This window comes from Bacillus sp. OK048, assembly GCF_900103525.1.
Taxonomy (GTDB): Bacteria; Bacillota; Bacilli; order Bacillales; family Cytobacillaceae; genus Neobacillus.
In genome coordinates this window covers 147090-171631 of sequence record NZ_FNHN01000003.1, presented here as the reverse complement: position 1 = coordinate 171631, position 24542 = coordinate 147090, and the positions used below count along the sequence as shown (strand labels likewise).

The following is a 24542-nucleotide window of genomic DNA, read 5'->3' as shown; positions in this document are numbered from 1 at the left end:
TCCTACCATTATGATAACGAAAAATTGACCGAAATTCAAAATTCGTATTACCTGGAATAAAAAAAGGCATTCCATTTTACGGAATGCCTGTAGTTATTTCTAGACTGTTTGTTCAGCTTTCTTACGCATTGCTTGTGGAATATAAACGCAGAATGGTTCACTTTCCATATAATCACCGGTTACGGCATAGGTTCTTGAACGGGAACCACCGCAAATTTTGTTGAATTCACAGACACCGCACTTGCCTTTATAATTGTCTGGCTGTCTAAGTTCTTTAAAAACCTTTGACTCACGATAGATTTCAGCTAAAGGAGTATCACGGATATTACCGCCAACGATTGGCAGCAAGCCGCTTGGCATTACATCACCAATATGGTTAACGAAGGCAAAACCATTACCATCATTTACACCCTTTGGAGCACGTTTTAAGCCATCGTGCATCGAAGCAAAATCAGTTGTAATCGAATCTTCGTAGCGAATTTCGCCTTTTGCTATGACATGATCACGCGCTTTCTCTTGTAATACGACACGACGGTAGTGTTGTGCTGCAGTTGTTTTGATATCATAAGGTGCAGTTTTACTTAATTGATATAACCAGCGGAATACTTTTTCATGCTCTGCAGGTGTAATACATGCGTCCATTTGACCTCTGCCGGTTGGAACAAGCAAGAAAATGTACCACATGACAGCACCAAGCTCTTCCACAAGCTTAGACATTTGCTCAAGGTGGTCATAATTATAACGAGAGATTACGGTATTGATTTGCAGTGGCATTCCCAATTCATTTAAATACTTTATTTTTTCAATCGTTACGTCAAACGATCCAGGTACTCCACGGAATTTGTCGTGAATTTCTGCTGTCGGTGCATCAAGACTTAAGCCCCAGCGTGAAAGACCAACCTCCTTTGCACGTTGCATTTTTTCCTTTGTAACATTTGGAGTTGCACTAGGAGTCATACTAACGCGCATTCCTTTTTTAACTGCATAATCGGCAAGTTCAAAAAGGTCTTCCCTCATCATGCAATCTCCGCCTGAGAAGACAAGCATGGGATTATCCATTTCGTAGATTTGATCAATTAAATTAATACCTTCTTCATGTGTTAATTCACGCGGATCTGGAGTCAGCTGGGCATCTGCGCGACAGTGAACACACTTCAACTGACATGCTCGTGTTACTTCCCAAATGACAATAAACGGGTTCACATCATAATCAATACCCTTACTCATTCCATGCGGGTGACCCATCGCATGAGGATGTCCTTTAGCTATTCCTTGCATTATCATCACCAAGATTCATTATATTTTTAATACAATTTAAAACCATTAAAAATGTTTCTATAGGTTTATTATAAGTATCTCTATTTCAGTTTGGATGATGGGTTTGTTACAATATTTCTACATTCCGCGAAAATTACTATTTCATAAAATTACCAAAACTTACTCGAATCTCTAAAAACTATAAGAGAAATTGACCCCAAAGCCATTTATGGTAAATGTCTAAGTTGTTTCTAGCTTTTGTTTCAAAAGTGATTTCATTTCCTTTATAGGAACTTATCCCCACTGCAACCAAATCTTTCATGTATAATCTACTACCTGCTCTCCTTTATGATAGATTTATCTTGAAGAAAAGGAGAACTACCATGAAAAAACACATACTGACAGTCGCGGCAGCTGCCGGCATTATGTTTACCTCTTTTGGTGGGTCCGTTAGCGCACATGAAAACCACTATACTGTTAAATCAGGAGATACCCTATGGAAGATATCGCAAGCTAATAAACTATCAGTTTCAGATTTAAAATCCTGGAATGGTTTGACTAGCGATATTATCTATGTAAATCAAAACCTATCACTCTTGGCACCACACACGCATGAAACAGCTTCTAGTTCCACATACACGGTACAAAGAGGAGATACGTTGTGGGGCATTTCTTCAAGGAATAACCTAACAGTTGCACACCTTAAGTCATTAAATAACCTGTCTTCAGATATGATTTATGTTGGGCAAGTTCTAGTAGTATCTGGCACAACAGCGACTCATGCACCAATTTCTACCGTTTCTAAAGCACAATTGGTCATCGCAGAAGCCAAGAAATATATCGGCACTCCTTATTTATGGGGAGGTAATACTCCAGCCGGTTTTGATTGTAGCGGATTCTCAAAGTATGTTTTTGAAAAGGCAGGAATTTCGATTCCAAGAACGGCAGCCACTCAATGGTCTGGATTAAAAGCGGTAGGCAGTCCAAGCCCTGGTGATCTTGTATTCTTTGAAACATATGCGCCTGGTCCAACTCATTTAGGCATTTATATGGGAGATAACAAATTCATTCATGCCGGAACTTCAACAGGTGTAACCATTACCGATATGAATAATCCGTATTGGGAACCTCGATATTTAGGTGCAAAGACAGCCTTTTAATAGAATGATGAATAAGGACTTTATCCATTGATAAAGTTCCTTTTTTTATTCAAAAAGTCAGAAAATTTTAGGTTTATGAATGGAGCATTAACCTTTATACTTAAGTAAGAAGAGTATTTCTTAAAGATTAGGAGTTTTTGATGAGGAAAGGAATTCTAAGTATATCTATTTTTATCATAATTGTGGCTATTGGCTTACTACAAAAAGATGAGTTGCTTGCATTAATCAAAGAGGGTGGAATAGTTTCTTTTTTTATAAGCATGCTGTTTGTAGCCATTTGTGTCTTTTTTCCTGTTATTCCCTTTCCTGTCCTTGCAGGCGTCATTGGTGGTGTTTTTGGAACTACTCAAGGAGTGATTGTTTCCTTAACAGGTGCAATGGCTGGAACGATGGCTTTCTTTATCTTAAGCAGGTACGGATTCCGTGACTATGCAAAGAGGAAGTTAATGACCAAACCAAAAGTTCAGGAATATGAATCGTTTCTAAACCGTAATTCCTTTATGGCTATTTTAACTTGCCGATTGATACCCATTATCCCAGCGCCTATCGTTACTATTATTTGCGGACTTAGTAAAGTGAATTGGTTTGTATTTTTTAGCGCATCCACGATAGGAAAAGTACCCAACATCCTGATTTTGTCTTATGCCGGTGCTTCATTTAGCAGCAACAAGCTGTTTTCCTTTGGTTTATATGGCGGGTATATGTTAATTATTTTCCTAATAAACTTTGTGATTATTTATCGTAAATTAGCCAGAGAACGTTGGACTAAACAATAAACTTAGCTGGCAGATCTATCTGTGCATCGATCGTCACAATCTCATTAAAAAAGCTTTTCAAAATAAACCATCTAGCTGGATAGGAATGAATAAAATCTTCCATTACTTTAGGAGAATATTGGATAAAACAATCCAGATAGACACGATGCTTTTTTATGTCATGTAAAAGGGCATGCGGTATGGTGTAATAGTCGTATAGTTGGTACGGGTTCAACTTTACCACTTCGATTGTATGGTTTTTGATAAAAGTCGAAATGGTTTGTTCTTGTAATGTAAAGCTTTCTTCCTTTGTAAGTCCGTTTAAACTGATCCGATCATTGATAAAATAAATTCCCTTCATATACCATGCACCTCTTTTATATTTGTGATTGGTACTGTTATTGACCGGAAAGGAAGTAAGTATACCTCATGATAACTGAATGAAAGGCTATTCCAAAAACAAGGAAGGTGATGGACAATGTCTAGTTGGGAAAAGGATGGTTTTACCCTAAGTACAGAAAAGGAATATCTTGATAGTAATGTGATTCACCATTTTTTGAGTGTTGAATCATACTGGGCTAAAGGAATATCGAGGGAAAAAGTAAAGAAGTCTATTGAAAAATCGTCAATCTGTTTTGGGATGTACGAGGGTAACCCTGCAAAAGGAGAGGCAAAGCAGATAGGTTTTGTACGGGCGGTAACCGATTTTGTGAGATTTGCATGGATTATGGACGTATTTGTTCTCCCTGAATATCGGGGAAGAGGATTATCGAAATGGATGATGGAAACGATGATTGGGGACTCTGAACTGAAAGAAGTCCGAAAAATGATGTTATGCACCTATGACGCACATGGTCTATATGAACAATACGGTTTTCAGACACTCGATGACCCAGAAATCTTTATGGAGAGAAAAGTATAACCATTGTGAAAAAGGCTGTCTGCTGATTTAAAATGGACAGTCTTATTCTTATTTTAGGAGAGACAAAATGATATCTGCTGCTATACATGGATTTATCTTAGCCTTTGGGCTGATTTTACCTTTAGGAGTACAAAATGTTTTTGTTTTTAATCAGGGAGCTGTGCAGGCTAAGTGGGTTAGAGCTCTGCCAGTTGTTTTGACTGCTGCATTGTGTGATACACTTTTAATTTCACTGGCTGTTTTAGGAATTTCAGCAGTAGTTTTCGAAATTAGTTTTTTAAAAGTTATGCTGTGTTTGATAGGAATTGTTTTTTTAGTTTACATGGGATATATAACATGGAAAAGTAAACCCAATACAGATAAAATGAAAGTTCAATCCTTTACAGCAGGGAAGCAAATTACTTTTGCAGCATCCGTCTCATTGTTAAATCCACACGCGATTATGGATACTATCGGTGTTATCGGAACAAGTTCATTAACGTATACGGGTTTGGATAAGGCAGTTTTTACAATCGTCTGTATCCTCGTTTCTTGGATTTGGTTTTTGGGATTATCAATTATCGGCAGAGTGGTAGGAAAGCTTGATCAAACAGGGCAATTTATTTCAAGGATTAACAAAATTTCCGCTGTTATTATGTGGGGAACTGCTGTATACCTTGCATTTACATTATAAAAAAATACCCGGCGAAGTGCCGGGTCTGGAATAGAATCTATATAATAAAAGGGGGGAGAGGTTCTTGTTATTGAACCTATAACCTATAGTAATGGAAAAATATGAACAAATTATGAATGAAAAGTTAATAGAATGGTAAATCTGTGGAGGGGAAATTAATGAAGGATTTCCATTGTTGTGCAACCTGCAGACATTTCCAAGCAGAGAAAATACCAACTGGCATGGTATATTTTTGCAGTCGTTTAGGTTATGAAACAAAAACAAATTATAAATTTACCTGTTGGAGCCCAAAAAAGAGCATAATAGAGTTAATGGAGAAATTAAAGAAATCATAGTTTTGAAATAGGAGTTTTGGGAAATGGCAAATACACATGTTTTTTCACGGAAAGAAGAAGTTGCCAATTCGATTACTCATGGAATTGGTGCATTGCTAAGTGTTGCAGCTTTGGTCGTATTAATTGTTTTTTCGTCCCTGTATGGTGGTGCTTGGCATATCGTCAGTTTTACAATCTACGGGGCATCCATGTTCATTTTGTATATGTCCTCTACACTAGTACATAGCTTCCCAGAAGGTAAAGCCAAGGACATATTTGAAATTTTTGATCATTCATCTATTTATTTTTTTATAGCTGGTACATACACACCATTTCTGCTAGTTGTGATTAGAGGCACCCTTGGTTGGTCACTATTCGGGATTGTGTGGGGATTAGCTATAGCTGGAACAGTATTTAAATGCTTTTTTGCAAAAAAGTATCTATTTACTTCAACGATTCTGTATGTTGTGATGGGATGGATGATGGTTTTTGCCTGGAAGCCATTGGCGGAACAGTTGCCATCAGAAGGTATGACGTATTTAATGATTGGGGGACTTCTTTATACGTTTGGAGCTGTATTTTATGTCTGGCGGGGCTTTAAATATCACCATGCAATCTGGCATCTATTTGTCATCGCAGGGACTGTGCTTCACTTTTTTTGTGTTTTGTTTTATGTCTTGCCAATTCAATAGGGTAGAAGTGTACTGGTTCTACAAAAAACTATACAGGTTATACACAAAAGCGTACAGGTTCTACAAAAAACTGTACAGTTTCTACAAAAAAAGCGTCTGGTCAGAAATCTGCCAGGCGCTTCTTCTTAATTATTCTTCATCTCAAAAAATGTATCCATGACTCTTTTACCGATTAGGAAGTTTGCGCCATTATCATTGGTTCCCTGGTAAGCCCAAGGGACGATGACAGCCATTGCCACTTCAGGATTAGTGCTTGGTGCGTATGTGACCAAACTTAGGTTCATAACCGGTGGTGGCTCCTTCCCAAACTTAGCACGTTCAGGACCGTCGTAAAACGCCTCGGCCGTACCCGTTTTTCCTGCTGGAGAATAGGAGACTCCAGCAAACCGTCTATAAGCAGTTCCACCCTGCTCTTGATAAACTTTTTTAAAGCCTAATTGAACCTGTTTCATCCAGCCTGGTTCAGCATCAATGGTATTAAGAACAGTAGGTTTAATTTCTTGAAAGACCGGTCCAAGCTCATCCGTACCATCGATCGGTTCACGTATTTCTTTTACGATATGCGGCTTCATTCGGTTGCCGCCGTTTGCAATCGTTGAAATATATTGAGCCAATTGCATCGGAGAATAGGTGTCATACTGTCCTATAACTAAGTCCATCATGTGTCCTGGCAGCTTGCTAGAGCCTTTTAAACCGCTTGATTCATTGGGAAGGTCAATCCCTGTTCTAGACCCAAGTCCAAAGCTTGCAAAAGAATTTCTAATAATTTCACCAGTATTGGGAGCAAGATTTAACGGCTGGTCAAATTGGTAATTTCCTTTACCAATTCTAATTGCTGTATGAAACATATAAACGTTGGAAGAAAGTTTTAATGCATCTACATCATTTAATATACCTAAATAGGAATATGACTTTTTTAATGGAGTATCTTTAATTTTTATACCTGTATCATCAATTCTAGTACCAGGTTTAAGGACTCCTGCCTTATAGCCTGTTAAAATAGTTGCACCTTTCACAGATGATCCGACATTGTAAGTGGTAGTAATCGTACCAAGTGCATCATCCTGCATTTCTAATTTGCCAGTCATAGAATTTTTAACGATTCTTTTTCCAGCCATTGTTAGAACGGCACCATTATTCGGATCCAATAATACGACATAGGCTCGATCCAAAAGAGCGGTATTGGGAGTTTTTTTCAATGCCCAAAGCTCTTCTTCGATGATTTTTTCTACGGCTATTTGTAAATCCATATCAACAGTAAGGACAAGGTCCTTGCCCCTTTTTCCATTAGAAACTACTTCAGTTTCTATGACATTCCCTTGCTTATCTGTTACTGTTTTGACCTTTGCCTTGTGTCCATGAAGGATGTCCTCATATTGAAGCTCAAGCTGGCTTTTTCCAACTCGGTCATTACGGTTATACCCAAGTGATAAGAAATGATCAAGTTGATCTGCTGGTAGTCCTTCTTCTGTCTTTGTTACGTTTCCGAGGATTGATTTCAATGTTGTGTCAAAAGTATATGATCTCTCCCAGTCAGTCGTGGTATCAACTCCTGGGAGAGATTGTAAGTTTTCGCTAACAATCGCAAACTCCTCAGGCGTGACATCTTCATTTTTGACAATTTGTGGGGTGAATTTATAACCCCTTGAAAATTCAAGATAAATCGACCAGGCTTCAAGATCTTCAGCCGTTAATTGATTTATTTCTTCCTCGGTAATTCGATCAATCTTTAATTTATATAAATCATTATCTTTTAATTTTTTCGCTTTAAACAACGTTGTTTCTTTATCGGTAATTTTCGAATCCGCTTCTTTTTGGTTTTTGAGGATCCAAAGATCTTTTTTTTCCCTTTCTGTCATCTTATCTGAATTCTTAACAATCAATTTTGCTAATTTTTCTGCAGTATCCAGCATTTCTTTCTGGCTTGCTCCCATATTTGTATATGTAATCGCACGCTTTGGTACATTATCAACTATTACTCGATGATTGCTGTCAAACATTTTTCCCCTTGGGACAGGATTATTAATCGTGATATCTTCTTTTCTCTCTAATTCTCGCTTGAAATTCTCCCCATACACAATTTGAACAAAACCTAGACGTAAAATTAGAATGGAAAATAACATAAAAACGCTAAAAAATAGAAGGTTCAAGCGGAACGGAAAATGTGATTTTTTCTTTTTCTTTTTCTCCAAAAGCTAACACATCCTTTTTAGCAAACACATGAGACAATTTATCGTTAGTATGCCAAATTAGTATTTGTAATTATTTATTATTTTACGTTTATATTCACAAATATGTAAAGTATTTCCTCTTAGTTGATGTGATATTTTGTCATTGACACAATTATGGTTTTATCATATAGTTAATGTAATAAAATATTTCCTTTTAAAGGGGAGTAGCTGGACAATAAAGTCGTCATTCCGAGAACATGTTTCTCCGGCTTTATTGGCAACGTGTCGTTGTTAGCAAGACCTTTACTGCATAATCGGTAAAGGTCTTTTTGTGTTTTCTTGAGGCCTTTACCGAGGAAAAAGTGATTTTCACTTTTTCCAAAAGTAAAGGCTTTTTTATTTGCAGCAAAGGGATATTTTAGAAAAAAACTTACTTTATTAGGAGGATTTATTAATGGACTTTTCTCTTTTGCTGGAATACGGATGGGTATTGCTTGTATTAATTGCATTGGAAGGGTTGTTAGCAGCGGATAATGCTTTAGTACTTGCAATCATGGTAAAGCATTTACCTGAAGAGGAGCGCAAGAAAGCTTTATTTTATGGATTAGCTGGTGCATTTGTATTCCGATTTGCTTCCCTATTTGTCATTTCGTTCCTTGTGGATGTATGGCAGGTTCAGGCCATAGGGGCTTTATATCTTTTGTTCATGGCGATCAATCATATTGTACGAAAACTGGCCATTAAAGGAAAATCGGACAGTGACCAGAAAGAAAAGTCTGTTAAGAAAAGTGGGCTTTGGGCAACTGTTTTTAAAGTGGAACTAGCGGATATCGCATTCGCCGTTGATTCTATTTTAGCAGCTGTTGCACTTGCAGTCGTTCTGCCAGAGACTCCACTACCAAATATCGGTGGTCTTGACGGCGGAAAATTCTTAGTCATTTTTGCCGGTGGTATCATTGGATTAATTATCATGCGTTTTGCGGCTAATCAATTTGTTAAGCTATTAGAAAGAAGACCAGGTCTTGAAATTGCAGCCTTTGCGATTGTCGGTTGGGTTGGAGTAAAGCTTGCTGTGTACACACTTTCACATCCAGCACTTGCCATATTAAGTGAAGAGTTTGCCCATTCTACAGAATGGAAATTAACGTTTTACGCTGTGTTAGTAGGAATTGCAGCAGCAGGGTGGTTCTTTTCAAAAGATCAGGTGGCAGAAGAAGGGAAAATCGAATCAAAAGTATCATAATTTGTTCTGGGTAAAGGGAAACTAAAAATAGCAAGATTTGAAGGGAAGCTGCATTCAATCGAATTGCAGCTTCCTATCGGTAAAAATGGATGTTTAGGGGAATGAATATAGATACATACAATTATTATGGAGGTGTAAGCCTTACTTGTTGTAAGGTCCGCTATTGACAATCATAAATCTTTTCCTTATCGCCTTACTCATTGCCCTGACGGGGTTTTTCGTTGCTACCGAATTTGCAATTGTAAAAGTCAGGGGATCAAGAATTGAACAGTTAATTGCTGAAGGCAAAAAAGGAGCAGAAGCGGCTAAACATGTAACCACACACCTAGATGAATATTTATCAGCTTGTCAACTTGGAATTACCGTGACAGCTTTAGGACTCGGGTGGCTAGGGGAACCAACTGTTGAAAGCTTATTGATTCCACTATTTAATCGCTTACAGTTAAATGAGACATTGTCCCATTTATTGTCATTTGGGTTTGCATTTGCTTCTGTTACATTTTTACATGTTGTAATAGGTGAATTAGCTCCTAAAACAGTAGCCATCCAGAGGGCAGAACAAATTACACTTGCGACCTCAAAACCATTAATTTGGTTTTATAAAATCATGTATCCATTTATTTGGGTATTAAATCACTCCGCTCGCGTACTTGTTGGGTGGTTTGGGTTTAAGGCTGTCTCCGAAAATGAATTAGGACTTTCAGAGGAAGAGCTGCGAATACTCCTTTCGGAAAGTTATGAAAGTGGCGAAATTAACAAAAGTGAATTGGAATACGTAAATAATATTTTTGAATTCGATGAGAGAATCGCTAAAGAGATCATGGTTCCGAGGACAGAAATGATTACGCTGGATATGAACGATAGTATTGAAACGGTCAGGGATGTCATAAAAAAAGAAAAGTACACACGTTACCCTGTTTTAGCAGATGGAGATAAGGATAATATATTAGGCTTGATTAACATTAAAGAAATATTAACGGAAGATATTACCAAGGAAGAACTTTTAAAAGAAACTACGCTAAAGCCGATTTTAAAACCCGTTATTCGAGTCATTGAATCGATACCTATTCATGATTTATTGGTAAAAATGCAAAAAGAACGTTCGCATATGGCGATCCTTCTGGATGAATACGGTGGCACCTCAGGACTTGTGACAGTTGAGGATATTCTAGAAGAAATTGTCGGAGAAATCAGAGATGAGTATGATGCAGATGAGGTAGCTGAAATTCGTAAAGTTAATTCAGATCATTATCTTTTCAATGCAAAAGTACTTGTTGTGGAGGTAAATGATACACTTGGGACAAATTTATCAGATGAAGAAATGGATACAATCGGTGGTTGGTTTCTAACTCGAAACTTTGATGCTAAAAAGGGCGATGAGATCGAAGAAGAGGGGTATATTTTCACAGTTAAAGAAATTCAAGGTCATCATATTTTATTTATTGAGGCCAAAAGGGTTTTTATTAGTGAAACGAAAAAACCTTAAAAAAGCAATTCCAAATTTGAGGAATTGCTTTTTATAATATTTTTTTTATTCAATTGTCAAGATAAATGAATTGAAATCACAAAAAAGATTTGACAATTTTGTGAACAAAGTGAATAATTAATAATATATAGAAAGGGGATATGTTTTTAATGGAGACGAGAGAGAAATTACTAAATGCTGTGACTTATGTTGGGTTATCCGTTCTTACAATTGGAGTGATAGCTTTTATAGTGGGAGTGATTGTAACCGATTTCAATATGCTGATCTCAATTGGAATTGGAACATCTGTGGGTGCTGTATTTATTTTTCTAATTGGTGTGTTTTTAGTCGTGACCGACGAAATGATTGAGAAATCCTTTGTTGGGACGAAGGTTGTTCCAAGCAACAAAAGAAATGAGGCACCATTGAGGTAATAACTTGCTTAAATTAGTTGTTCTCTATAATTGCTTAGTGTATATACCCATTCTAATTTTGTCGGCAGTACACACTTAAGATTCAACCACTTAATGAAAACGCCACCATGAAAACACGAAAACTAATTGACTACTTAAAATGATATAATATAATGAATATTAACACTATTTAAAAAATGGTATTAAAGAAAAAAGTGCTCCTCTAAAGGAGCACATAAAAATTAGTTAGACCGTTCAGCTAGCCATTCACTTATTGTAGGATACGTTATTTTTGTTGCTTTACTGCCAAAAGTAATCGATGTATGGCCTACTGGTAAATTTAGATATTGTTTATCTTTACTAGATATAGAATTCATCAATCCTTCAACCATATGTGGTTGTGCGATCAAATCATTTTTTCCAGATAGATTTAGGACATTTGCTTTAATATTTTTTAAATCAACTCTTTGACCGCGAATGACAAGTTCGCCTTTGATCAGCTTATTTTTCTGATAGAAATCCCTAATCCACTGACGATAGGCTTCGCCAGGGAAAGGTATCCCGTCATTTAACCATTTTTGAAGCAATTTAAAACTTGAGATAAACTTTTCATTATCCGCGCGATCGACAAGACTAACATAAGGTCCATAGAAGTTTGCCATTGGTTTCATTAATTTGTTCCCCATATCAATCATTTCCGGTGGAACAACACCTAGAGTATCTACAACTTTATCAACATCGAAAAATTTCTCATTAAGCATTTCACCATAAGACCCGGAATTCTCAAAATCAAACGGACTAGTCATAAACACAAGATTACGGATCGGTAATTCAGGGTGTAACGCTGCAAAAATGGATGTCATCGTACCGCCCATACAATATCCAAGAAGAGATACTTCCTCAACACTAGATCTCTTCATTACTTTTTTAACCGCCCGCGGGATATAGTCCATAATGAAATCATCTAGTTTCATATGGCGGTCCTCATATCCAGGGGTACCCCAATCAAGCAGATAAACATCGAAACCCTGATTAACTAGATATTCTATTAAACTGCCACCTTTTGTTAAATCCAGGACATATGGTTTATTAATGAGCGCATATACCATGAGTAATGGAATTTTATGCTTTTTTGGCTGATCGGAAATATAACGATATAGCTTCGTTTTATTTCTCGTCCAAACAACTTCTTTTGGAGTTGGAGCTACCTTAGGCTCTGCATCAGATGTAAGCACTTCAGAAGCCCTTTTGATCCGTTTAAGAAATTGTTGGTATTCTTCGGGATAGAATTGAGCCTGTTTTTCCCAATCATTTGTTGTGAGCATGTTAATAACGGCTCACTCCTTCCATCAGTGATTACAAAATCGATATGTAAAGAGTAATAACACTTACATATATAATCCACCATTAATATTTAATTGCTGACCTGTAATATAGTCTCCATCTTTACATAAGAACACGACACCGCGAGCAATTTCTTCTGGCTTACCTAAACGTTTTTGTGGGACCTTTGCCACGATACTTTCTAGAACTTTCTCCGGAATTGCTTGAACCATTTCAGTTCCAATAAATCCAGGACAAATTGAGTTTACGGTAACATTGCTTCTCGCAAGCTCCAGTGCAAGTGATTTGGTATAACCAATAATGCCTGCTTTTGCAGCAGCATAGTTTGTTTGCCCGAATCCACCAGCCTGCCCAATAATGGATGAAATGTTAATAATGCGCCCTGCATCCGATTCCTGAAGGTAAGGTAAAGCCGCAGATGTTGTATTGTAAACACTGTTTAAATTAACATCAATTACTTTTCTCCAGTCTACCTCAGTCAGCTTTTTAAATGTGCTGTCTCTTGTAATACCAGCATTATTCACGAGGATATCTAATTTTCCGAAATGCTCTACTGCCGCATGAATGAGATAGTTAGCTTGCTCACTAATTGAAACATCCGCTTGAACAATCAAGGCTTCTCCGCCAAATTCATTTATTTCAGCTTCGATTTTTTCGGCTAATTCTTTTCGGGTTACATAATTTAGAACAATTTTCACACCATTTCTAGCTAACTCCAATGCAATCGATGCACCGATACCTCTGCTGCCGCCGGTAACGATCGCTACTTTATCTCTTATTTCTGTCATTATTATGCCTCCATTACTATTGAATAAGTTCAATAACGTATTAATGCTAAAATTCAATTAATGACATACCCTTAAAATGGAATAGGTTTATTTTGATCCTTCTGATACTTTTAGCAGGTTAATAATTTGAGTCATTTTACTATCGAGATTCTTCATATCCTTTTTGATTGCAGTTAATTCTTGTTTAAAACTCGATAGATCTAATTGATTTGTGCTGTTATCTTCCAACAACTCTTCCAAGTTATCAACTTTTGCATCTACATTGACAACTAATGATGATAGGTTAGCCAAATCAGTACGGGATGGAATATTGACTATTTCTAAGTATTTTTCTGTGCTTTCATCAATTAATTTTTTGTACATAAGATTCATTTCCATTACTTGGGCAATGCCCTGTGAGGGAAAGTTTTCCTTGATTGTTTCATCAAAATAGCTGCTGGACTTTGCATAGTAATCCTTCCAAATATCAAAAAGGTTTGTTTCTAAAGTCATTGTAATTCCTCCCCATTTGTTTTCATCGACATGTCTATCATACTAATTACTAAGAAAGAAATGAAGGGGAAATATTCAAAATTATCGCAATATATTACTGCTTTTTTTGACAAAATATCCGAAAATTCATTAAAAATTATTTATAATCATTGTCGAAATAGTGAAAAATGTTGAAAAAAGTCTAAGAATATTTTTATAAAATGAAATGGCCGACTAGAATGATTCTTCTCCAGTCGGCGATTTTATTTTTGTAGGAATGTTCTATTTATTATTCAATAGATCTTTCAGCTAACCAATCCCCTATGGTAGGGTAGGTTACTTTTGCTGCCTGGACTCCAAATGTGATGGAGGTATGGCCAACTGGCAAATTCATATATAATTTGTCCTTACTTGTTATAGCACTCATTAGAGCCTCAACTTGATGAGGTTGAGCAATGATATCTTTTTGCCCTGACAGATTTAACACATTTGCTGTGATGTTTTTCAGATTGACTTTTTGACCACGAATAACAAGTTCTCCTTTTATCAGCTTGTTCTTTTGATAAAAGTCGCGAATCCATTGGCGATAGGATTCACCGGGAAACGGGATGCCATCATTGAGCCATTTTTGCAGAAGTTTAAAGCCCTTGACAAAATTTTCATTATCAGCTCGCTGATATAGATTAACAAATGGACCATAGAAATTTGCCATCGGCTGAATCATTTTGTTACCAAAGTCAATCATATCTGGTGGTATATTGCCCATGGTGTCTACTACTTTATCAATATTAAAATAGCGTTCATCCAACATGGCTCCATATGATCCAGTATTCGAAAAATCAAAGGGACTAGTCATAAAGATCAGGTTGCGGATTGGCAGTTCTGGATGGAGGGATGCGAAAATAGAAGTCATCGTACCACCCATGCAATAGCCAAGAATAGAGACTTCGGCAGCACCTGATTTCCTCATAACCTTTTTAACCGCACGAGGCATATAGTCTAAAATATAATCATCAAGCTTCATTGTTTTATCTTCGATACCGGGTGTTCCCCAATCAAGCAGATAGACATCGAAACCACGATTAACCAAGTACTCAATTAGACTGCCGCCTGTAGTTAAATCCATAACATATGGTTTATTAATGAGGGCATAAACCAATAGCAACGGTATTTTATATCTTTTTGGCTGGTCGGAGATATAGCGATAAAGCTTTGTTTTATTTTTTGTCCAAACAAGTTCTTTTGGGGTTGGTGCTACTTCAGGTTTGGAATCGGTAGTTAATACTTGCATCGTCCTGACACTGCGATTAATATGCTGTTGGTATTCCTTAGGAGCAAATGAAGCAAAGTTATTCCATACATCTTCTACTGTAGTACTAATCGTGCTCACTCCTCTCGAAATGTACTTCATGCATAGTATATAGTGAAATTTACACCTATATGACTATTACAAGCAATATAAAAACGCTGTTGATGTAAGAATCAACAGCGTCAGTTTACATTTTTTAGAGTAATAGTCCTACATATCCCATACCATTGCAAGTAGAGTTCCGAATACCGTAATGAGTGCAATGATTAGGCCATAAAATACATTGGTGTAGATTGCCCCTTTATCCTTCGTTTCACCAGCATGCATAAATACAACGAGCTGGAGTCCTGCTTGGATGAATGCAGTCAAAAGTAGAATCGTCATGCCTACAGCAAATGACATATCTAAAAAGTAAACAGCTAAGGCAACGGTTGTCAGGAGTAAAGAGAATACAAAACCAAAAACTTGTTTCATTGGAAATAATTGGCTCATATTACATCATTCCTTTCAAGTAGATGAAGCTGAAGATGAAAATCCAAACGACATCTAGGAAATGCCAATAAAGCGAGAAAATAAATGCTTTATTGGTGGTTTGAGGAGTTAATCCCCGTTTATTAACTTGCAGCATTATGAATAATCCCCAAAAAAGGCCAAGTGTAACGTGCACACCATGTGTACCTAATGTTGTTAAAAGGATCGATGTAAATGCACTTGTTTGGAGTCCGGCCCCAACATGTACATAGTGCATAAACTCATAAATCTCAACACTTAAGAATCCAAGTCCAAGTAGTAAGGTAATCGCAAAAAATGCCATCATTGCTCTTTTGTTACCGATTCGCATGGCATGAATACCAAGACCAATGGTAAAACTGCTGGTCAAAAGTAAAATCGTTTCAATTAACACTGGTGTAATTTCAAAAATTTCTGCTCCCGCAGGACCATTACCCGTGCGATCCACTAATGTAAAATATGACGCGAAAAGGGTAGCGAAAAGCATAATTTCCGCACCAAGGAAGATCCAAAATCCTAAGATTTTTAAACTGTTTTCTTCGGTACTATATTCTAATGGAAGCGAGCTATCTATTTTCATTTTTTAAGCACCTCGCAAATTTGTTTCTGTTTCTTCAATTTCTTTAACAGAGATATATCGGCCATGGTCTTGTTCAAATGACCTTAAAGCCATACATCCGAAAATTCCTAGTGTAGTAACGATAACAGGAATCCACAAGCTGAAAATGAATGAGAATCCCCAAACAAAGAAGATACAGCTCATAATGAATGGGATACCGCTATTATTTGGCATGTGAATTTTCTCGTATTCACCTTTAAATAAAACATGACCTTTCTTCTTTGCGTCCCAAAATGCTTCATTGGAATGTACTTCTGGTAATATCGCAAAATTGTATTCTGGTACGGGTGTATGTGTAGACCACTCTAGCGTACGAGCATCCCAAGGATCACTACTAATATCTCTAGATTCATATCGAACACTATAGTAGATATTGTAGACAATGAACACAAAACCAATGGCCATGATCGCCGCTCCAACAAACGAAATCATATTCAATAAGCCAAATCCAGCAGCTTCAGAGTATGTGTACATCCGGCGTGCCTGGCCATCTAATCCTGAAGCATACATAGGCATGAAGGCTAAGATAAAGCCGATTGATAATAGCCATGCTGTCCATTTTCCAATTTTCTCATTTAACATGAAACCGAACATTTTTGGCCAATAGTAATGCAGGCCAGCAAGCATCGCATAGACAACACCAGGAATAATAACGTTGTGGAAGTGAGCAACTAAGAACATCGTATTATGATATTGATAGTCTGCGGCCGACATCGCAAGCATTACACCTGTAACTCCACCTAATGTAAACAGTGGAATGAAAAGCATACTGTAGAGCATTGGTGTAGTAAAAACAATTTTTCCTTTTCTTAGTGTAAGTAGCCAGTTAAAGATCTTAACTCCTGTCGGTACAGCAATCGCCATGGTTGTAATCGAGAAGATACTGTTGGTTAATGCTCCTTGACCCATGGTAAAGAAATGGTGTGCCCATACAAAGAAAGAAAGAAGGGAAATAATCACCATTGAACCAACCATCGATTTATAACCATATAGGTTTCGACGGGCAAAGGTTGAGATAATTTCGCTATAAATTCCGAATGCCGGCAGGATTAGGATATAAACTTCAGGATGTCCCCAAACCCAGAAAATATTAGCCCATAGCATATCCATTCCACCATTATCCATCGTGAAAAAGTTAGTTCCAAATTGACGATCTAAGGTTCCCATTGCAAGCAATACAGCTAATACAGGGAATGCGAATACGATGATAACATTGGCAATTAAAGCAGACCAAGTAAACATTGGCATTTTGAATAATGTCATACCAGGTGCTCTCATTTTGAGAATCGTAGTGATAAAGTTAATTCCAGTCATTAATGTACCAATACCGGCAATTTGAATTGCAATCATATAGTAATTGGTACCGACAGATGTGCTGAATTCGTTACCTGCAAGCGGGAAGTAAGAGGTCCAGCCTGCATCAGGTGAGCCACCGACAACAAACGATATGTTGAATAACATGGCACCCATAAAGAATAGCCAGAAGCTTAAAGCGTTCAAGCGTGGGAAGGCCACATCACGTGCTCCAATTTGCAATGGAACAACAAAGTTCATAAAGAACATAATGAACGGCATTGCCATAAACAGGATCATAACGATCCCGTGTGTCGTGAAAATCTCATTATAATGTTGTGCGTCAAGCAGGGTGTTTTCTGGTACAGCCAGTTGAGCACGCATCATAATCGCGTCAACCCCGCCTCGGAAAAGCATAAGGAGGGCAGAGAGCAGATACATAATACCAATCCGTTTATGGTCAACAGTTGTTAACCATTCACGCCAAAGGTAGCCCCATTTTTTAAAATAAGTAATTCCAGCAATAACTGCAATGATGGTTAGTCCAATGGCAACCATCGAGGCATAAATCGCAAAACTAGGATGTGGAACAGCAAATCGATCAAAGAAATCCATTATTACTAACTCCTTTCTCGGGAAGAATACTATTATTAGTGATTCATATTTTCATGTTGTGAATGGGAATCTGTGTCAGATTCGGTTGTTTCTGATGATTCTTCACTATGATCATGACCTGTTGGCGGCGGTGAGAATTCTAAATGAGTCCCAGTGTATGTTTGTTGTCCAAGATGACCTGGTTCTAATAAATCCTTAAATTTTTTCTCAGTAATCGGCTTGGCAGTTTCTTTTACCTCTTTTACCCAATCGTCAAAGTCTTCTTGTGACATTGCCGTTACATTGAAGGTGTTTTCCGCAAATCCTTTACCTGAAAAGTTAGCGTTTCGTCCCATAAATTCACCTGGAACATCTGCGGCTAAATGTAAGGTGGTAACCATATCAGCCATTGCATACTTTTGTCCTCCAAGTTGTGGAATCCAAAAACTTGTAATCGGTCCATATGAATAAAGCTTAAATTCAAGTGCTCGATCTGTAGGAATGTACAAGTAATTTACTGTTTCAATGCCTTCCTCAGGATAACTAAAATGCCACTTCCAGTTTGAAGATGAAGCATAAACCACTAAAGGCTCCTTATCATCATACCCTATCGGTTTTGCTTCAACGATATAGTTACTTTGAACAGATACAAAAGATAGGAAAGCAACGATTAATACAGGAATACCAACCATGATGACTTCTACCCATATATTGCCTTCGATATGTGGAGGTTCATAATCAGCCTTTTGTTTAGAAGCTCGATACTTTACTAACATGTACACTAACATTGTGAAAACTACGATAACGATTCCAGACATAATTCCAATGGACATTAGGATGTCGCTTGCTTGCCTTGCCGCTTGCGGACCTTTAGGATCCAATACGAGTAGTGGCTCACAGCCAGACAAAATCGTGGCAAACATAGTCATTGCTACCATTAAAGTCCATTTCATTTTAGCTAGTTTTTTCAATTTTTAAGCTCCTCTCATTAAGTGTAGTGCATTTCGTGAATTAATTCACATACTTACTTAAAATTTCTGAATAAATAATTAAAATCATTACTAACAAATATTTATTATATTATTAGTGTTATTATTTTGCATAACACAATATTAGCAACATAACTGTGATGTTTATATACGTTTTTTGAAAAATTTGTGACAAATTTGTTAAGGATTTATATTCCTGCGATAGAAAATCTATGGAAAGTAGAAAATCATAAAAAATTGTCTATTTTTACACATTAATGGGATAATGTATATGAATACATACGAATAGGGGAGACACGCATGAACGTCAAAATCAATCGCCATGCAGCAAAAGCATTGAAAAAAATGGTGGAAGGTGAAGAAGCACAGGGCAAGTTGTTCCGAGTATATGTAACCAATATACATGGAGATCATGCACATTATGATCTAATGCTTGATACACCTACTGAACATGATGAAGTGGTTAAAACCGATAAGGATATTGACATTATTCTTGATAAACGTGATGAATTTTTAGATGGAGTTTGGATCCAATTGTTCCATGTTCCAAAAGAAGAGTGGCTGATCACAAATCCAACAAAAGGCGGCCATCACCACCATCATTAACCATTTAGACAATCAATTCAATAAAATTATTAGGATGCCAAATGCGGCATCTTTTTTTTTATTGTTTCTCAGTAAAACGAAAGGGGAATCTAGTGCTAAACTACTATTTATTCAACAAAATACGACACAAGAATAATATAAACATTTTTTCATTGAGGTTTTTATTGCTTGTATCGTTACAGTTATTGTAGAAATTTCCCATAACCATTGAAAATTAAATTGCTAATTTTCTACATTTTCAGTTTGAATATTCTAAAAATTATTTATTTATTAAAAATTCGTAATATAGTATTATAATATTTACCACTATTTAACTAATAGTGCATGTTTATCACTGGAGGGGGTTTGTAAATAGGAGAATGGTTTGAAAATTACATGGTGGAATAGGTAGATTGAAGGGGAGGAAGAAACTTGTCTAAAAGAAGAAAAATTAACAAAGTATTTACTAGTTTACTAATCTTTATACTAGTATTCTCATTATTCGCACCTAGTTTTGTACTAGCTAACACCACTCCACAGGGGAAACACCTGAATGTGAGTAAGAGAGCTCAAGTAATGGAGAGGCTGGTTCAAAAGCAAGAAGCATTATTAGCTAAAACTCCGACTCTTCATCCTTCATTAAAAAATGTTAAGGATGATGAAAACGTTTCTGTAATTGTACAACTTTCTGAAGCACCGGTTGCACTTGAAAAAGGAAAGCAAATGATTAAAGGTAAATCATTTACTTCGGCAAAAGCGGCAAGCATAAAGCAGAAAGTAGTTGCTCAACAAGCAGTATTCGAAAAAAGCTTAAAGCAGGTAAAAGTATCATATAAAAAAGGCTTTACATATGATCAAGCATTCAATGGGATTTCACTTACGTTACCTGGAAAGGACCTACAAAAGCTTATTAATATGAAAGGCGTAGTAAGCGTTGATCCTGATAACAAAGTTTACGCTTTAAATGATGGTCCTACTAAAGCTGCTAATACGGTTACGGCGCCAGTTACAGCACCAGTTAATGAAAGTAATGAATTTCTCGATATTCCAGAGATATGGGACATGGGATATGAAGGTGAGGGTGTAAAGGTAGCAGTTATCGATACTGGAATTGACTATAATCATCCTGAGTTTGAAGGTGTTTATAAAGGTGGAGAAAACTTTGTCGAGAATAGTAGTGATTATGCTCGTGAACGTGCATCAGACGATCCTTATGAGACAAGTCCATTAGACCGACCTGCAAATAAACCAGAGTTTGATGCTGTCGGAAATTCATTCTATACTTCCCATGGTACACATGTTGCAGGGACGATTGCAGCACAAGGGAAAAATCCATACGGCATAAAAGGTATTGCGCCGAAAATTGAATTGTACGCATACCGGGTATTAGGTGCCTATGGCAGCGGGACAGAATCTGCAGTTATTGCTGCGATTGATAAATCGGTTGAAGAAGGAATGGATATTATTAATCTATCGTTGGGTGGAGACAGTAATAGCCAAACTGCACCAGATTCTTTTGCGATTAATAATGCTACATTAGCTGGTGTGACAGCCGTCATTGCTACTGGTAACAGCGGTCCTGACCGTTCAACAATTGGTAGTCCGGCGACCAGTGCACTTGGAATTTCTGTAGGGAACTCAACATTACCACAAACAACTAATCAAGCTAACTTATCAGTTGTAGCTGGTAATTTTAGTGCTAATTATAATGTAGGATTGATGGGTTGGACTTTTGCTCAAGATCCAGAAGAAACAATGAGTGGAACGTATGATGTTGTTGCGGTACCAGGACTTGGAAAGGAAGCAGATTATGCAGGTCTTGATGTAACAGATAAAGTAGTACTCGTTTCTCGAGGGGAAATTCCGTTTGTGGACAAAATTGCTTTTGCAAAGAAAGCAGGGGCTATTGGAATCATTATTCACAACAATCGGGAAAATGCAGGACCAGCAGGGGTTTTCCTTGGGGATTCATTTGCATTCATCCCAACATATGACATTTCAACTGCGGATGGAAAGGCATTTAGAGACGCAATTGCTGCAACAGATAATAAACTAGGTAAAGTAACATTTAGTAATTATGTGAAAGGTACTACTGAAGGGGACCAGATGAATGACTCAAGTTCACGAGGACCTTCAACACCGACATTTGATATTAAACCGGATGTATCTGCACCTGGAACAAATATTATATCGTCAGTAGCATCTTACGCAAAAGATTATCCTGGAATTGATTATTCACAATCATATGACCGTTATACTGGTACAAGTATGGCAACACCTCATGTCGCAGGTATCGCTGCTTTACTTTTATCAAAAAATCCAGATTGGACACCATATGATGTAAAAGTTGCCTTGTCTAACACTGCAAAACAATTAGATACAGAGCTGTTTGACGTATTTGCTCAAGGACCTGGCCGTGTACAACCGCTTGAAGCTATAAATGCAGGTGCACTTGCCTATGCATTGGATACAACTGACAATGATGGAAAACTTGTTGATAATAAAAAAGGAACCATTACGTTTGGAAAAGTCGTTCCAAATCCGGATGGGGAAACAGTCGTTACAAAAGAAATTGATGTAAGACAATTAGGAGCTGCAGTATCGGGTGATTTCGATGTAACTGTCGAAGTAACGAAAGCAGCTACAGGCGAGTTAGCAGATGCTAATGTAACTGTTGATAAGTCATCATTTACATTAAATGATTCAGAAAAGCTTACTGTAACGTTAACTGTTCCTAAAGGTGTGGATTCACCAGATAATGAATTACTGGGATATATTAAGATTAGCAATGCTACAACAAAATTAGCTTTACCATTTGCAGTAGTCTTTTCAGCAACTGGCCCTACTGGTTTAGCATATTTTGAACTTGAAAGCTATGCTATTTCACCAGATGGTGATGGTAAAGCTGACACTACAAATTTATTTTTTGGATTACATGATCAACAAGCAGCATCCATTGAACTTTGGAATGCAGAAAAACCTGAAGATGGATTCTTTGGAGACGGATATCTAGGATATCTCGAGTTTGATATTATTCCAAGTGGAAACTGGAGATTGCCAATTGGCGGCACTTATACTGACTGGGGAACTAACAAAGAGACTCGAACTCCAGAGGGTGTATACACAGTTGATTTTAACCAATGGGATTTAACCAATGGAGATATCAATTTCCTTGCTTGGGATGGTCCTTTCTACGTGAAAACTTCTGATCCAAAAATTGCATTTAATTCAGTTGTAGATGAAATCGATGGTTCAGAATATGTAGTAAGCGGCTCTATTGATGATAAATTTGTTGATTTTGCAACAAGTGTAAATTGGAGTGAAATTTTCAATTCAAGCTATGACGTTAATCAGAACTTAGCTGTGACTTATCAATTAACCGATAAAAATGGAAATGCTGTTAGCAATGGTCCTGTAATACTTAAGCAAGATGGTACATTTGATATCTCATTATCTGAATTACCTTCTGGAAATAATAAGTTGACCTTAAGTGTAAAAGACATTGCTCAAAACTCTGCAACACAAGAGGTTTCACTAAATGTAAAAGAAGTGTTGCCTAAAGAAATTACAATTACATTAACACCATCTACATCCGAAGAAACTCAAGGTCCAGTTACTGTTACAGTTGCAACTGACAGTGAAGAGCCATTGAGTGCCTTGAAATGGCTGAAGGGTGAAAAAGCTCTTGCTGATTTTGTAGAAGGCGGCATTGATATTGACCTTACAGCTAAGTCATTCGAGGTAGTAGAAAATGGCACCTATACTGTTTTCGCAAAAAATAGTGTTGGCGTAGAAGCTGTACAATTGATTACCGTAAACAATATTGTCCAACCACCTGCACCGATCACAATTGACTTAACTCCATCCACCACTGAACCAACTGAAGGTCCTGTGTCGGTGTCTGTTGCTACAGATAGTGTGGAAGAATTAACGGCATTAAAATGGTTAGCGGGCAATAAAACACTTGCTGATTTTGCAGATGCAGGTGCAGATATTCTTGCAACGAAATCATTTGATGTAACTGTGAATGGTGTTTATACTGTTTATGCAAAAAATAGCGCAGGTGTTGAAGCTATTCGAACCATTACAGTAGATAACATTAAAGAACCTGTAAAGCCAATTTCAGTAGTGCTTACACCTTCAACAACAGAATCAACTGAAGGGGATGTTACAGTTACTGTTTCTTCAGATAGTCAAAGTGAACTTGTAGCCATGAAATGGTTAGCGGGCAATAAAACAGCTGCTGATTTTGCAGATGCCGGTACAAATATTCTTGCAGCAAAGTCATTCAAGGTTTTTGCAAATGGAACCTATACTGTTTATGTAAAGAATATTGATGGTGCAGAAGCAGTACAAACCATTTCAGTTAACAATATTCAGGTTCCAGTTGTACCAGTAAAAGTAGAACTAAGCCTATTAAACACAGAATCAACTGAAGGTCCTGTGACGGTGAAAGTTAAAACCGATGGTGATGTTGTAGCAATGAAATGGTTAGAAGGTCAAAAATTGGCTGCAGACTTTGCAACAGACGGTATGGACATCGATCTTTCAACAAAGTCATTCTTGGTAATTAAAAATGGCTTTTACACAGTCTATGTGAAAAATAGTGCTGGTGTCGAAACTGTGCAAACCATTGAAGTTAAGAACATTGTCGCTCCAAAACCTGTAGATCCAAAACCAGAAGGTCCGAAAAATGATAATAATAATGGAACTCCTGGATCAAACAAGAATAACAACAGTAATAACAATAACAACAGTAATAATGGAAAGAAATTACCAAACACTGCAACAGATTCTTATAATTACCTTGCATTTGGTTCAGCTATGCTCCTTGCGGGACTGCTTGCAATGTATATTTTGTACAGAAAAAATAAAAAAGCTGTCCTTTAATAGCTAATAAAATTCTGCCTCTACTACTAATAACTTACTGGTAGGGGCAGATTTTTTTACTCGTGGATATACTTTACTTTTTAAT

At 37.1% G+C, this 24542-nt stretch carries 21 protein-coding genes; 10 read left to right on the top strand and 11 right to left on the bottom strand.

The features are described 5' to 3' along the window. Positions 1-99 precede the first annotated feature (99 nt). Positions 100-1245, bottom strand: coding sequence for a TIGR04053 family radical SAM/SPASM domain-containing protein (locus BLR86_RS07145; RefSeq protein WP_090760344.1), 1146 nt, complete (start codon positions 1243-1245; stop codon positions 100-102). 395 nt (positions 1246-1640) lie between these two features. Here BLR86_RS07145 and BLR86_RS07140 point away from each other — a divergent pair, with 395 nt between their 5' ends. Both BLR86_RS07140 and BLR86_RS07135 read left to right on the top strand, forming a co-directional pair. Then, on the top strand, positions 1641-2417 hold the full coding sequence (locus BLR86_RS07140) for a C40 family peptidase (protein ID WP_090759769.1): 777 nt from the start codon (positions 1641-1643) through the stop codon (positions 2415-2417). A gap of 140 nt (positions 2418-2557) precedes the next feature. Continuing rightward, positions 2558-3193, top strand: a complete 636-nt coding sequence (locus tag BLR86_RS07135) for a TVP38/TMEM64 family protein (RefSeq protein WP_090759767.1) — start codon at positions 2558-2560, stop codon at positions 3191-3193. On the opposite strand, the gene BLR86_RS07130 is transcribed toward BLR86_RS07135, so the two are convergent. Next, positions 3183-3533 (bottom strand): hypothetical protein, encoded by a 351-nt coding sequence (locus BLR86_RS07130; RefSeq protein WP_090759765.1) that lies wholly within the window; start codon positions 3531-3533, stop codon positions 3183-3185. The genes BLR86_RS07135 and BLR86_RS07130 overlap by 11 nt on opposite strands. Before the next feature lie 117 nt (positions 3534-3650). Here BLR86_RS07130 and BLR86_RS07125 point away from each other — a divergent pair, with 117 nt between their 5' ends. The 3 genes from BLR86_RS07125 to BLR86_RS07115 all read left to right on the top strand — a co-directional run bounded on the left by BLR86_RS07125 (position 3651) and on the right by BLR86_RS07115 (position 5773). Further along, a complete protein-coding gene (locus tag BLR86_RS07125; RefSeq protein ID WP_090759763.1) occupies positions 3651-4094 on the top strand; it encodes a GNAT family N-acetyltransferase in 444 nt (147 codons plus the stop codon). 67 nt (positions 4095-4161) lie between these two features. Continuing rightward, the gene (locus tag BLR86_RS07120) at positions 4162-4767 is read left to right on the top strand and encodes a LysE/ArgO family amino acid transporter (RefSeq protein WP_090759761.1); all 606 of its coding nucleotides are present in this window, start codon (positions 4162-4164) and stop codon (positions 4765-4767) included. Positions 4768-5125: 358 nt separating this feature from the next. Then, positions 5126-5773, top strand: a complete 648-nt coding sequence (locus BLR86_RS07115) for a PAQR family membrane homeostasis protein TrhA (RefSeq protein ID WP_090759759.1) — start codon at positions 5126-5128, stop codon at positions 5771-5773. Positions 5774-5898: 125 nt separating this feature from the next. Here the strand turns inward: BLR86_RS07115 and BLR86_RS07110 are convergent, their stop codons facing one another. After that, on the bottom strand, positions 5899-7965 hold the full coding sequence (locus BLR86_RS07110) for a peptidoglycan D,D-transpeptidase FtsI family protein (RefSeq protein ID WP_090759757.1): 2067 nt from the start codon (positions 7963-7965) through the stop codon (positions 5899-5901). A 433-nt stretch (positions 7966-8398) separates the two neighbouring features. Between BLR86_RS07110 and BLR86_RS07105 the strand changes: the two genes are divergently transcribed. From BLR86_RS07105 to BLR86_RS07095, 3 genes are all read left to right on the top strand, one after another. Further along, the gene (locus BLR86_RS07105; protein ID WP_090759755.1) at positions 8399-9187 is read left to right on the top strand and encodes a TerC family protein; all 789 of its coding nucleotides are present in this window, start codon (positions 8399-8401) and stop codon (positions 9185-9187) included. A 163-nt stretch (positions 9188-9350) separates the two neighbouring features. Further along, the gene (locus tag BLR86_RS07100) at positions 9351-10673 is read left to right on the top strand and encodes a hemolysin family protein (RefSeq protein WP_090759753.1); all 1323 of its coding nucleotides are present in this window, start codon (positions 9351-9353) and stop codon (positions 10671-10673) included. 149 nt (positions 10674-10822) lie between these two features. After that, the gene (locus tag BLR86_RS07095; protein ID WP_090759751.1) at positions 10823-11086 is read left to right on the top strand and encodes a hypothetical protein; all 264 of its coding nucleotides are present in this window, start codon (positions 10823-10825) and stop codon (positions 11084-11086) included. Between the two features lie 221 nt (positions 11087-11307). On the opposite strand, the gene phaC (BLR86_RS07090) is transcribed toward BLR86_RS07095, so the two are convergent. The 8 genes from phaC (BLR86_RS07090) to qoxA form a co-directional block, all read right to left on the bottom strand. After that, the gene (gene phaC, locus BLR86_RS07090; RefSeq protein WP_090759749.1) at positions 11308-12390 is read right to left on the bottom strand and encodes a class III poly(R)-hydroxyalkanoic acid synthase subunit PhaC; all 1083 of its coding nucleotides are present in this window, start codon (positions 12388-12390) and stop codon (positions 11308-11310) included. Between the two features lie 63 nt (positions 12391-12453). Continuing rightward, complete coding sequence (locus BLR86_RS07085) at positions 12454-13197, bottom strand: 3-oxoacyl-ACP reductase (protein ID WP_090759747.1); 744 nt, start codon at positions 13195-13197, stop codon at positions 12454-12456. Between the two features lie 87 nt (positions 13198-13284). Next, positions 13285-13689, bottom strand: a complete 405-nt coding sequence (locus tag BLR86_RS07080; protein ID WP_090759745.1) for a hypothetical protein — start codon at positions 13687-13689, stop codon at positions 13285-13287. Positions 13690-13957: 268 nt separating this feature from the next. Next, positions 13958-15058, bottom strand: a complete 1101-nt coding sequence (gene phaC, locus BLR86_RS07075) for a class III poly(R)-hydroxyalkanoic acid synthase subunit PhaC (protein WP_254782252.1) — start codon at positions 15056-15058, stop codon at positions 13958-13960. Between the two features lie 129 nt (positions 15059-15187). Then, on the bottom strand, positions 15188-15469 hold the full coding sequence (qoxD, locus tag BLR86_RS07070; protein ID WP_090759741.1) for a cytochrome aa3 quinol oxidase subunit IV: 282 nt from the start codon (positions 15467-15469) through the stop codon (positions 15188-15190). A 1-nt stretch (position 15470) separates the two neighbouring features. Then, on the bottom strand, positions 15471-16067 hold the full coding sequence (gene qoxC, locus BLR86_RS07065) for a cytochrome aa3 quinol oxidase subunit III (protein ID WP_090759739.1): 597 nt from the start codon (positions 16065-16067) through the stop codon (positions 15471-15473). 3 nt (positions 16068-16070) lie between these two features. Continuing rightward, positions 16071-18014, bottom strand: a complete 1944-nt coding sequence (gene qoxB, locus BLR86_RS07060; RefSeq protein WP_090759738.1) for a cytochrome aa3 quinol oxidase subunit I — start codon at positions 18012-18014, stop codon at positions 16071-16073. A 35-nt stretch (positions 18015-18049) separates the two neighbouring features. Continuing rightward, positions 18050-18946 (bottom strand): cytochrome aa3 quinol oxidase subunit II, encoded by an 897-nt coding sequence (gene qoxA / locus BLR86_RS07055; RefSeq protein WP_090760342.1) that lies wholly within the window; start codon positions 18944-18946, stop codon positions 18050-18052. Positions 18947-19282: 336 nt separating this feature from the next. On the opposite strand from qoxA, the gene BLR86_RS07050 reads away from it, so the two are divergent. Together BLR86_RS07050 and BLR86_RS26765 are read left to right on the top strand one after the other, a co-directional pair. Then, the gene (locus tag BLR86_RS07050) at positions 19283-19588 is read left to right on the top strand and encodes a heme biosynthesis protein HemY (RefSeq protein WP_090759736.1); all 306 of its coding nucleotides are present in this window, start codon (positions 19283-19285) and stop codon (positions 19586-19588) included. Between the two features lie 411 nt (positions 19589-19999). Continuing rightward, positions 20000-24457 (top strand): S8 family serine peptidase, encoded by a 4458-nt coding sequence (locus BLR86_RS26765; protein WP_139185581.1) that lies wholly within the window; start codon positions 20000-20002, stop codon positions 24455-24457. The last annotated feature ends 85 nt before the right edge of the window (positions 24458-24542 follow it).

Coding starts and splice junctions, on each gene's coding strand:
- qoxA (WP_090760342.1), bottom strand. CDS start 18,946: ATGAAATGGACTTTAATGGTAGCAATGACTATGTTTGCCACGATTTTG.
- BLR86_RS07135 (WP_090759767.1), top strand. CDS start 2,558: ATGAGGAAAGGAATTCTAAGTATATCTATTTTTATCATAATTGTGGCT.
- phaC (WP_090759749.1), bottom strand. CDS start 12,390: ATGCTCACAACAAATGATTGGGAAAAACAGGCTCAATTCTATCCCGAA.
- BLR86_RS07130 (WP_090759765.1), bottom strand. CDS start 3,533: ATGAAGGGAATTTATTTTATCAATGATCGGATCAGTTTAAACGGACTT.
- BLR86_RS07050 (WP_090759736.1), top strand. CDS start 19,283: ATGAACGTCAAAATCAATCGCCATGCAGCAAAAGCATTGAAAAAAATG.
- BLR86_RS07095 (WP_090759751.1), top strand. CDS start 10,823: ATGGAGACGAGAGAGAAATTACTAAATGCTGTGACTTATGTTGGGTTA.
- qoxD (WP_090759741.1), bottom strand. CDS start 15,469: ATGAGCCAATTATTTCCAATGAAACAAGTTTTTGGTTTTGTATTCTCT.
- BLR86_RS07125 (WP_090759763.1), top strand. CDS start 3,651: ATGTCTAGTTGGGAAAAGGATGGTTTTACCCTAAGTACAGAAAAGGAA.
- qoxC (WP_090759739.1), bottom strand. CDS start 16,067: ATGAAAATAGATAGCTCGCTTCCATTAGAATATAGTACCGAAGAAAAC.
- BLR86_RS07115 (WP_090759759.1), top strand. CDS start 5,126: ATGGCAAATACACATGTTTTTTCACGGAAAGAAGAAGTTGCCAATTCG.
- BLR86_RS07145 (WP_090760344.1), bottom strand. CDS start 1,245: ATGGGTCACCCGCATGGAATGAGTAAGGGTATTGATTATGATGTGAAC.
- BLR86_RS07105 (WP_090759755.1), top strand. CDS start 8,399: ATGGACTTTTCTCTTTTGCTGGAATACGGATGGGTATTGCTTGTATTA.
- BLR86_RS07140 (WP_090759769.1), top strand. CDS start 1,641: ATGAAAAAACACATACTGACAGTCGCGGCAGCTGCCGGCATTATGTTT.
- BLR86_RS07120 (WP_090759761.1), top strand. CDS start 4,162: ATGATATCTGCTGCTATACATGGATTTATCTTAGCCTTTGGGCTGATT.
- BLR86_RS07080 (WP_090759745.1), bottom strand. CDS start 13,689: ATGACTTTAGAAACAAACCTTTTTGATATTTGGAAGGATTACTATGCA.
- BLR86_RS07085 (WP_090759747.1), bottom strand. CDS start 13,197: ATGACAGAAATAAGAGATAAAGTAGCGATCGTTACCGGCGGCAGCAGA.
- qoxB (WP_090759738.1), bottom strand. CDS start 18,014: ATGGATTTCTTTGATCGATTTGCTGTTCCACATCCTAGTTTTGCGATT.